The organism is Sinomonas sp., assembly GCF_036848755.1.
Classification (GTDB): domain Bacteria; phylum Actinomycetota; class Actinomycetes; order Actinomycetales; family Micrococcaceae; genus Sinomonas.
Genome location: NZ_DAIUJO010000029.1, coordinates 29,153 through 39,136, shown reverse-complemented (window position 1 = coordinate 39,136; position 9,984 = coordinate 29,153). Strand labels below are relative to the sequence as shown.

Annotated in this window: 11 protein-coding genes; 9 read left to right on the top strand and 2 right to left on the bottom strand. The window is 68.4% G+C overall.

From position 1 onward, the window contains the following. The coding region (locus V7053_RS06760) for a 2-oxoglutarate dehydrogenase E1 subunit family protein (protein WP_334171501.1) at positions 1–246 on the bottom strand (246 nt) is incomplete at its 3' end. Between the two features lie 543 nt (positions 247–789). On the opposite strand from V7053_RS06760, the gene V7053_RS06755 reads away from it, so the two are divergent. The 5 genes from V7053_RS06755 (at position 790) to V7053_RS06735 (ending at position 6,180) form a co-directional block, all read left to right on the top strand. Then, entirely contained in the window at positions 790–2,112 is a 1,323-nt protein-coding gene (locus tag V7053_RS06755) for a hemolysin family protein (RefSeq protein ID WP_334171500.1), read from the top strand. Next, positions 2,112–3,182, top strand: coding sequence for a hemolysin family protein (locus V7053_RS06750; RefSeq protein WP_334171499.1), 1,071 nt, complete (start codon positions 2,112–2,114; stop codon positions 3,180–3,182). The genes V7053_RS06755 and V7053_RS06750 overlap by 1 nt, the downstream gene beginning before the upstream one ends. Before the next feature lie 178 nt (positions 3,183–3,360). Then, entirely contained in the window at positions 3,361–4,350 is a 990-nt protein-coding gene (locus V7053_RS06745) for a metal ABC transporter solute-binding protein, Zn/Mn family (RefSeq protein ID WP_334171498.1), read from the top strand. A gap of 115 nt (positions 4,351–4,465) precedes the next feature. Next, positions 4,466–5,272 (top strand): metal ABC transporter ATP-binding protein, encoded by an 807-nt coding sequence (locus tag V7053_RS06740; RefSeq protein ID WP_334171504.1) that lies wholly within the window; start codon positions 4,466–4,468, stop codon positions 5,270–5,272. Beyond that, a complete protein-coding gene (locus tag V7053_RS06735; RefSeq protein ID WP_334171497.1) occupies positions 5,269–6,180 on the top strand; it encodes a metal ABC transporter permease in 912 nt (303 codons plus the stop codon). Before V7053_RS06740 ends, V7053_RS06735 begins: the two co-directional genes overlap by 4 nt. 25 nt (positions 6,181–6,205) lie before the next feature. Here the strand turns inward: V7053_RS06735 and V7053_RS06730 are convergent, their stop codons facing one another. Further along, positions 6,206–6,664, bottom strand: coding sequence for a Fur family transcriptional regulator (locus tag V7053_RS06730; protein ID WP_334171496.1), 459 nt, complete (start codon positions 6,662–6,664; stop codon positions 6,206–6,208). A 111-nt stretch (positions 6,665–6,775) separates the two neighbouring features. Between V7053_RS06730 and V7053_RS06725 the strand changes: the two genes are divergently transcribed. From V7053_RS06725 to V7053_RS06710, 4 genes are read left to right on the top strand one after another with little or no spacing between them, the layout of a single operon-like run. After that, positions 6,776–7,432, top strand: a complete 657-nt coding sequence (locus V7053_RS06725) for an MBL fold metallo-hydrolase (RefSeq protein ID WP_334171495.1) — start codon at positions 6,776–6,778, stop codon at positions 7,430–7,432. Between the two features lie 40 nt (positions 7,433–7,472). Beyond that, positions 7,473–8,354 carry a sulfurtransferase gene (locus tag V7053_RS06720; RefSeq protein WP_334171494.1) on the top strand — a complete coding sequence of 294 codons (882 nt, stop codon included), beginning with the start codon at positions 7,473–7,475 and terminating at the stop codon, positions 8,352–8,354. Beyond that, positions 8,351–9,538 carry an NAD(P)-dependent alcohol dehydrogenase gene (locus tag V7053_RS06715; RefSeq protein ID WP_334171493.1) on the top strand — a complete coding sequence of 396 codons (1,188 nt, stop codon included), beginning with the start codon at positions 8,351–8,353 and terminating at the stop codon, positions 9,536–9,538. Before V7053_RS06720 ends, V7053_RS06715 begins: the two co-directional genes overlap by 4 nt. 12 nt (positions 9,539–9,550) lie before the next feature. After that, the gene (locus V7053_RS06710) at positions 9,551–9,979 is read left to right on the top strand and encodes an HIT family protein (protein ID WP_334171492.1); all 429 of its coding nucleotides are present in this window, start codon (positions 9,551–9,553) and stop codon (positions 9,977–9,979) included. Positions 9,980–9,984 lie beyond the last annotated feature (5 nt).

Below are 9,984 nucleotides of genomic sequence, written 5' to 3'. Positions count from 1 at the left end.
GGCCGAGGCCGGAGCCGGCGTCGTCGGCAACTGCCTCGTGAGGGTGTCTACGGTCTGCGCCTTCGCGGATCCGTTCACGATCGGAGACCCGTTTGCCGCAGCATCGCTTTCGAACGATTCGAACAGGGGCCACCACTTGGAGTCGACCGAGTTCTTGTTCTGCTGATACTGCTCGTACAGCTCGTCGACAAGCCACTCATTGCCGCCGAATTCTTCGGGCAGGCGGTGGGTTGGCAATTCTGGCACTGGAGATACGCCTCTTCCATCGATCTGTTGGGCCAGGAGGCAGGTCTTCACAGGCCAACCACCGGACCATGGCCCGGCAGGCGGTTCGATGTCGGGACAGGAGCCGCCTGCCACCGTGAATCGGAGGGAATACGGGCCTTCCGGTTCACACTCCTGTCTAGTCTAGTGAGCGAGTCCGCGAAACGGGCAATCCGTGGGAAGTGTCACATCCCACCTCGGCGTCCGGCTCGGTCCTGTGGCACCGCGGGACCTCCGTAGGGGCCCGGCTGATAAGCTGGAACGGCTATGGACGACGACCCTCCGCGAAGTTCCGGACTGCGAAGTTTCGGACTGCGAAGTTCCGAACTGCGAAGCTCCGAACTGCGAAGTTCCGCGCCGCGAAGTTCGACCTTGAGAAGCTGCCGCCGGATCTCACTCCCGACTTCTTCTGTCGAGAGTTCGCCGCGGGAAATCCGCCCCATTTCTACGGATCGTCGAATTTCTGCGGATCATCGGATTTCCCGGTCTGGCGCGTCCGCATACTCCAAGGCGGTCGGTGCCTGAATGGAGTGGCTGCTCCTTGCCGCGGGAATCATCCTCATCCTCGGCACCGGGTTCTTTGTCTCGGTCGAGTTCTCCCTCGTCGCGCTTGACCACTCGACGGTCCAACGCAGCATCGACAGGGGCGAACCGGGGGCCAAGGCCCTCATGCAGTGCATCACCAGCCTCTCCACCCAGCTCTCAAGCTGTCAGCTCGGCATCACGCTGACGACCCTCCTGACCGGTTTCGTCATGGAGCCGTCCGTGGGCAAGCTCCTCGAGGCTCCCCTCGCGGGACTCGGCGTCCCGGCAGCGGAGGCCGTCTCGCTCGTTGTCGCGATGGTCATCGCGACGCTCGCTTCGATGCTCCTGGGCGAGCTTGTCCCCAAGAATCTCGCGATTGCGCGCGCACTCGGCGTGGGACGCGCCGTCGCCCGCCCCCAGCTGATCTTCACGGCCGTGTTCAAGCCCGCCATCATCGTGCTCAACGGCTTCGCGAACAGGGTGCTCCACGCGATGGGCATCGAGGCGCAGGAGGAGATCTCGGGCGCCCGCTCGCCCGCGGAGCTCGCCTCGCTGGTGCGCCGCTCCGCTGAGCTCGGCACTCTCGACGAAGGGACCGCCCGCTTCGTTTCGCGGACCCTGAGCTTCTCCGAGCGCACCGCGGCGGACGTCATGACGCCGCGGATGCGGGTCACGACCGTGGATGCCACGGACTCGGTCGAGGACGTCATCGTTGCGGCGCGGTCCACGGGACACTCGCGTTTTCCGGTGATCGGTGATTCCCCCGACGACGTCCGTGGACTCGTCCACGTCAAGAAGGCGGTCGCCGTCCCAGCGGAGCGGCGCGCCTCGCTCGAGGCAGGGGCCATCATGACGGAAGTCCTCCGCGTCCCGGAGACGATCCATCTCGACGCGCTCATCTCGCAGCTCCGCGGCGGCACCCTGCAGCTCGCCGTCGTCCTCGACGAGTACGGGGGCACCGCCGGCGTCGTCACCCTCGAGGACCTCGTCGAAGAGATCGTGGGGGAGGTCTCCGACGAGCATGACCGGCTTGCTCCCGGGGTGCTCCAGAGCGCTTCCGGCGATTGGTTCTTCCCCGGACTCATGCGCCCCGACGAGGTGTCCGAGCAGGTTCCGGGGCTGGTTGTCGAGGATGACCCCGCCTACGAGACGGTGGGCGGCTTCGTGATGCGTTCGCTGGGCCGCGTGCCGGTCCAAGGAGACCGCATCGCGGTCGACGGCGGGGCGCTCGAGGTGACCCGCATGGACGGCCGACGCGTGGACCGGCTCCGCTTCGTCCCCGCACCGAAGGTTCGGGCCGAGGCTGAAGGGGCCGGGGCGTGATGGGCGATTGGGGAGGGATCGTCTGGCTCGTCGTCCTGTTGCTCGGGAACGCGTTCTTCGTGGCCGCGGAATTCGCCATCATGTCCGCGCGCCGCAGCCAGATCGAGCCGATCGCCGAGGGCGGTTCGAAGCGCGCCGCGACGACGCTCCGGGCGATGGAGCACGTCTCCCTCATGCTCGCGTGCGCCCAGCTCGGCATCACGGTCTGCTCACTGCTCCTGCTCCAGGTCGCGGAGCCCGCGATCCATGACCTCGTCGGCGTGCCGCTCTCCGCGCTCCACATTCCAGTCGAGGCCTCCGAGACGGCGGCATTCGTCGTCGCGCTCGCGCTCGTGACCGTCCTGCACGTGACGTTCGGTGAGATGGTGCCGAAGAACATCTCGGTGTCCGTCGCAGACCGCGCGGCGATTGTGCTCGCTCCGATCCTGGTGGGCATCGCGCGGCTCGTCAGGCCCGTCATCGTGGCGCTCAACTGGTCCGCGAACGCCGTGCTGCGCCTCATAGGGGTGCAGCCTAAAGACGAGGTGTCCTCGTCGTTCACGCTGGAGGAGGTCCAGTCCATCGTCGAGGTCTCGACCAGATCCGGCCTGGTCGACGACGAATCGGGCCTGCTCTCGGGGGCCCTCGAGTTCTCAGACCAGACGGTCGCCTCGATCATGGTGCCGCTCGAGCAGATCGTGACCCTCCCGACGTCGATCACGCCGTCGGGGTTCGAGAAGGCCGTTGCGAAGACCGGCTTCTCGCGGTTCCCCATGGTCGACGACGACGGTGAGCTGACCGGCTATCTTCACGTCAAGGATGTCCTCGCGATCCCCGAGGCTGCGCGCGAGCGTCCCATCGGGGAGGCCAGGGTCCGCTCGTTGGCGAACCTCGGATTGGACACGAGCGTCGAGGATGCCCTCACGGCGATGCAGAAGACGGGCCTGCACGTAGCCCGCGTGATCGGCCCAGGGGGCGACACGCGGGGCGTGCTCTTCCTCGAGGATGTGATCGAGCAGCTCGTCGGCGAGATCCGGGACGCAACCCAGGCCGGACGGTACCGTCGCTTCGCGGGAGACCCGGGATCCTGATGCGCGCCGCGTGAGCAGCCGCGCCAGCGGCGTTCATGCACTTTTGCCTGCGGTCGCCTCTGCGCGCCCCCTCTAATGGGAATTGTTCCCAAGAGGCGCTACAGTGGGTCTTGTTGCGATGAATTCGCATTAGCGCTCTCGCCGGCCACCTGCCGCTCGACCTGAACCGAGGATTCCAGTGCACCGTTCCTTCCGCAGCCTTGCCCACCGACTCGGCTCGCCGAGCCGCCTGACCCGCCTCGCACTGGCAGCGTCGATGGCTGCCGCAGGCACCCTCGCGCTCGGAGCGTGTGGCTCCCAGACCAGCAGCGGCGGCGGGGCCTCCCAGTCCGGGGGCCAGATCGATGTGGTGGCCTCGACGAACGTCTACGGCGACATCGCCAAGTCAATCGGGGGCGACAAGGTCAGCGTCACGTCGATCATCTCCAAGGCGAGCCAGGATCCGCATTCCTATGAGGCGACGACTCAGGACCGCCTCGCGGTCTCCAAGGCCAAGCTCGTGATCGTCAACGGCGCCGGCTACGACGATTTCATGACAAGGCTCACCGATGACGCGAAGCTCTCCGGCGACGCCGTCCTCAACGCCGTTGACGCGTCGGGCCTTCGGGCCGGCGCGAGCGCCTCGGCGTCCGCCGACTTCAACGAGCACATCTGGTACAGCCAGGACGCGATGAAGAAGGTGGCGCAGGCGATCGCAGACCGCCTGGGGAAGCTCGACTCGGCAGACGCCCAGACCTTCACCGACCGGGCCGCCCAGTGGGACAGCAAGCTCGCGGGAATCACGTCGAAGCTCGCTGCCATCAAGGCGGCGCATTCGGGGGAGGGCGTCGCGGTGACCGAGCCCGTTCCGCTGTACATGCTCGAGGCCGCGGGTCTCGAGAACAAGACCCCCGAGGCGTTCAGCTCCGCCGTCGAGGCGGGCAACGACGTCCCGCCTGCGGCGCTCAAGGAGATGCAGGATCTGCTGTCCAGCCATGCGGTCGCTCTACTGGCCTTCAACCCGCAGACGGAGAGCCAGCAGACGGAGGCCCTCAAGAGCTTTGCGCAGAACGCCAAGGTCCCGGTTGCGGACTTCCTGGAGACGATGCCCGAGGGAAGCGACTACGTCACCTGGATGACGCAGAACGCCGACGAGATCTCGACTGCGCTGGGAGCCGCCCACTCATGAGAGGGCTGACCTAGACTTGGCAATCGTGACGAACGACGGCGGTCAGGCCGCGACGCGCGCTACCTCACCGGGTCAGCGCGGGGACGCGCCCGCCGTCGTACTCCGAGGAGCCTCTTTGGCCTTCGGGACGCGCACCCTCTGGAGCGGGCTGGACCTGGACATCAAGCCGGGCGAGTTCTTTGCCGTCCTCGGGCCGAACGGCAGCGGGAAGACGAGCTTTCTGAAGGTTCTTCTCGGGCTGCTCCCGCTGACATCCGGAACGGCGAACGTGGCCGGGCACCCCGCGGGGTCGAGGGGACGGGACGTCGGCTACATCCCCCAGCAGAAGGGGTTTGCAGCTGATGTGTCCCTGCGCGCACGCGACCTCGTGGCACTCGGCGTGGACGGCCACCGGTGGGGCGTGCGCCTGCAGCGGAGGAAGGTCGACGCCGCCGTGGACGAGCTGCTCGAACGGGTAGGCGCCACACCCTACGCGAAGGTGCCCGTCGGGCAGCTTTCGGGTGGCGAGCTGCAGCGGCTTCGCGTAGCCCAGGCCATCGCGGGGGATCCCAGCGTGCTCCTGTGCGACGAGCCACTGCTCGCGCTCGACCTCAACCACCAGCAGGGCGTGAGTGCCCTGATCGACCGGCAGCGCGAGGAGACGGGTGCCGCGGTCGTGTTCGTGACGCACGAGATCAACCCGATCCTCGACTACGTGGACCGCGTCCTGTACCTCGCCGAGGGCCAATTCCGCGTGGGTTCGCCCGAGGAGGTCATGCGGACCGAGATCCTCTCGGAGCTCTATGGAAGCCGGGTGGAGGTCTCGCGCATCCACGGGCGGATCGTCGTCGTGGGCCTTCCCGACGCGACCACCCACCTGCACCACGGACACGCGCCCTCCCCGGAGGAGCCGGTCGAGGAGACGGAAGGGGCAAAGAGGTGAACTTCTCCGACCTCTGGAACTCGGTCTTCTCCTTCGACAACTACGGCCAACTCCTGCAGCTCGTCCAGGACTCGGTCTGGGCGGGCGCCGTGCTCGGCCTGCTGGGCGGCCTCGTCGGCACCTTCGTGGTGCGACGTGACCTCGCGTTCGCTGTCCACGGGGTCTCGGAACTCTCCTTCGCGGGCGCCTCGTTCGCCTTGCTCGCTGGCACAGACGTTGTCACCGGCTCGCTCGTGGGATCGGTGCTCGCTGCCCTCACGATTGGGTTCATGGGCGGGCGGGCGCGCGCGAAGAACTCGATCATCGGCGTCCTCATGCCGTTCGGCCTCGGCCTCGGGATCCTCTTCCTTTCGCTCTACCAAGGGCGGTCTGCGAACAAGTTCGGTCTCCTGACCGGTCAGATCGTCGCGGTCGACACCGTCCAGCTGCGGGTGCTTGCGATTGCGGCGGCTGCCGTGATCGTCGTGCTCCTGGCGGTGTGGCGCCCGCTCTCGTTCTCGAGCGTCGATCCGGAGATGGCGCGGGCCCGCGGCGTGCCCGTGCGGTTCCTCGGGATCGTCTTCATGTTCCTGCTGGGGGTCAGCGTCGCGCTGTCCATCCAGGTGGTGGGCGCGCTCCTGGTTCTCGCCCTGCTCATCACCCCCGCGGCGGCTGCCCAGAAGGCGACGTCGTCGCCCGCGCTCGGCGTGCTCCTGAGCGTCGTCTTCGCCGAGATCGCGACCGTCGGCGGCATCCTCCTCTCCCTGGGAGGCCGGATCCCTATCAGCCCCTACGTCACGACGCTCTCGTTTCTCATCTACCTCGCGTGCGCTGGGATCGGCCTTCTGCGCCGCCGGAGGGGAGACTCGGGCAGAGTCGTCGAGGGGGTTAGCGGCGAGCCCGCGGCTGCCGCGAAATCTGCCGTCTAGAACCCGGGACGGGCTATCCGGTCGATCACCCTTCGGGATGCTCGGCGGCCACGGTTGCCGAGCACTCCGGGCAGAGCCCGAAGATCTCGACCGTGTGTTCGACCGCCGTGTAGCCGTTTTCGGCGGCGATGCGGCTCGCCCAGGCCTCGACTGCTGGCGCCTCGATCTCGACGGCCTTGCCGCAGCGGCGGCACACGAGGTGATGGTGGTGGCCGTGGGCCTCGCAGCGCCGGTAGCGCGCCTCGCCGTCGTCGGCGCGCAGGACGTCGAGTAGGCCATCCTCGGCCATGGACTGGACGATCCGGTAGGTCGTGGCGAGAGAGACCGATGCTCCGCGGTCCTGCAGGATCCGGTGCAGTTCCTGGGTGGAGACGAAGTCTGCGAGTTCGTCGAGGGCGTCGCTCACAGCGACCTTCTGCTTCGTGACGCGCTGCTCGCGTCCTCCTGCCGCGCGGGCTCGGCCCGACGCCGTCGTCTCGGCCACTTCACCCTCTCTTCCGCGGGGGGTGCTTCCCTCCCGGTTCGTCCTGCCGTGGCAAACGCCCCACCTCCACGCAGGTATTCCAGCCTAGCAAGCCTGCCTAGACTGGCCCCCATGAAGCTCACCAAGTACACCCACGCGTGCGTCCGCTTCGACAAGGATGGGCACGCCCTCGTGATCGACCCGGGCAGCTTCTCCGAGGTCGAGGACGCGCTGGCCGGCGCGGAGGCGCTGCTTGTGACCCATGAGCACGCGGACCATCTCGACACCGACCGTGTCGGTGCGGCCCTCGAGGGGAACGCCTCCCTCTCCGCCTGGGCGCCAGCGAAGGTCGCCGGCCAGCTCCGCGAGGCCGCTCCCTCCGCGGCGGAGCGCGTGCACGCCGTTGAGGCAGGCCAGGAATTCGAGGCCGCCGGCTTCCGGGTGCAGACGTTCGGGAGCCAGCATGCCCTCATCCACCCACTGGTTCCGGTGGTCGCCAATATCGGGTATCTGATCGACAGGGAGGTATTCCACCCGGGCGACTCCTTCACGGTCCCGAACGGCATCGAGGTGGGGACGCTCCTCGTGCCGGTGCATGCGCCGTGGAACAAGATCCAGGAAGTCATTGACTTCATCATCGCCGTGCGCGCCCAGCGGGCGTTCCCCATCCACAACGCACTCATCAACGAGCTGGGCACAGGCATCGTGGAAGGACACGCGAAGCGGCTCGGCGCCCTCTACGGCACGGAGTACCGGCACCTCGAACCGGGGGAGTCGGTCGAGATCTGAGCACCTCCCGGATCGCAGCATCCCGGCTAGGCTGGAATCGATGAGCACCGAGCAGCAGGTCCTGATCACCGTCGGCGAACTCAGGCGCCGCCTCGACGAGGAGCGTCGCACCGTCCTCCTCGATGTCCGTTGGTCGCTGAACGGGCCACCGGGGCGCGAGGCGTACGCTTCGGGTCACCTTCCCGGAGCGGTCTTCGTGGACCTCGAGCACGAGCTCGCGGTCCCGGTCGAGCCCGGGAGCCCGGAGGAGGCCGCGGGCGGACGCCACCCCCTGCCCACGCCCGAGGGTCTCGAGGCCGCGGCGAGACGGTGGGGCATCGACGACGGGGACGTCGTCGTAGCCTACGACGATTCGTCCGGCCAGTCCGCGGCCAGAGCCTGGTGGTTGCTCCGAGACGCGGGGTTCGAGAGCGTCCTCCTCCTCGACGGCGGTCTCGGCGCCTGGCGCGCGGCCGGCCTCCCGCTGAGCGAGGGCATCGAGACACCGAGGATGCCGGGCTCGGTCCACTTGGACAGCGGCCGGCTACCCGTCATCGACGCCGACGCTGCGGCTTCGTTCCCAGGCGTCCTGCTCGATGCCCGCTCGCCCGAGCGGTACCGCGGCGACGTCGAGCCTGTTGATCCTCGCCCGGGCCACATCCCGGGAGCGGTGAGCGCGCCCACGGCGCGAAACCTCGCCGAAGACGGCCGGTTCCTCCCCCCAGAGGAGCTCCGGAGCCGGTACGAGGACCTGGGAGTCGAGCCTGGACGCGGGGTCGCCGTGTACTGCGGTTCCGGCGTCACAGCGGCGCACGACATCGCGGCGCTCGCTATCGCCGGCATCGACGCGGCCCTCTACCCGGGTTCCTTCTCGCAGTGGTCCAGGGACCCCTCACGGCCGGTCGTGACGGGGCCCGCGCCTGGGACGGCGTCGTCGGTATGACCCCTGGACGCCCTGTGCTGCCCGGTGCGGACAAGGTTCGCCGCAGCCTCGTCGACGCCACCGACGGGCCGCGGTCGTCGGCGCGCACGGTCGTCGCCGCCTACGGCGCCACCTCCGCAGAGAGCGGCTTGGTGCCGCTCACGATCGAGCGCCGGATGCCCAAACCCGACGACGTCGAGATCGACGTCGAGTACTGCGGCCTGTGCCATTCCGACGTGCACGCGACGCGCGGCGAATGGGGCGAACGCCCGTGGCCGCTCGTTCCGGGTCACGAGATCGTCGGCCGCGTGCGCCGCGTCGGCGAGGACGTGCAGTCCTTCGCCGTAGGTGACAGGGTCGGGGTTGGGTGCATGGTCGACTCGTGCGGGGAGTGCGAGAACTGCCTCGACGGGGTCGAGCAGTTCTGCGAGCGCGGGAGCGTCCTCACCTACGGCTCAGCCGACCCGCGGAACGGCGGGGCCACCACCCAGGGGGGTTACGCCCAGCGGATCGTGGTCACCGAAAGGTTCGTGCTCCGCGTCCCGGAGACGCTGGACCCGGCCGAAGCGGCGCCCCTCCTGTGCGCCGGGATCACGACCTATTCGCCGCTGCGCTACTTCGGCGTCGAGCCCGGCGAGCGCGTCGGCGTCGCCGGGCTCGGCGGTCTGGGGCATCTCGCCGTCAAGCTCGCCAAGGCCATGGGAGCCGAGGTCACCGTCTTCACCCGGTCTCCCGCGAAGGCCGAGGCCGCGCGAGAACTCGGCGCCGACAACGTCGTCGTGACCTCGGACGCCGCGGCGCTCGAGGCCGCCCAGCGTACGCTCGACCTTGTCCTCGACACGGTCGCGGCAGCCCACGACGTCAACGCGTACCTGCGGACGCTCCGGCTCGATGGCGCGCTCTTCCAGCTGAGCCTCCCGTCGGGGACGATGGCGCCCGTCGATCCGGGCCTGCTGATCCGGCGGCGCCTCTCCTACGCCGGGTCCCTCATCGGCGGAATCGCGGAGACGCAGGAGATGCTGGACTTCTGCGCTGAACATGGGGTGGCGGCCGACGTCGAACTCGTCGCGGCGGCGGAACTCAACGCCGCGTACGACCGCATGGTCGCCGGGGACGTTGCGTACAGGTTTGTCCTGGACGTCGCTACGCTCGGTGGGGCCAGCGGCGGAACGACGGATTCTACGGAAGGCCTCAACCGGGGCTGAGGAAGGGCAGGCATGAGCACGATCTTCACGCGCATCATCGAGGGCGAGATTCCCGGGCGGTTCGTCTGGAAGGACGACGACGTCGTCGCATTCCTGAGCATCGGGCCGCTCGCGGACGGCCATGCGCTCGTGGTACCGCGCAAGGAGGTGGACCGCTGGACCGACGCCTCGCCCGACCTGCTCACTCAGGTGATGCTCGTCGCGCAGAAGATCGGCCAGGCACAGGTCGAGGCTTTCGATGTGGAGCGCGCGGGCATGATCATTGCCGGCTTCGAGGTCCATCACCTGCACGTCCACGTCTGGCCGGCAACCTCCGAGGCTGAGTTCAATTTCCAGCGCGCCCAGCACAACCCCGATCCGGCCGCCATGGATGCGGCCGCCGAGAAGCTCCGACAGGCGCTCCGCGATGCGGGGCACGGCGCCTTCGTCCCCGAGTCGTAGAGGGC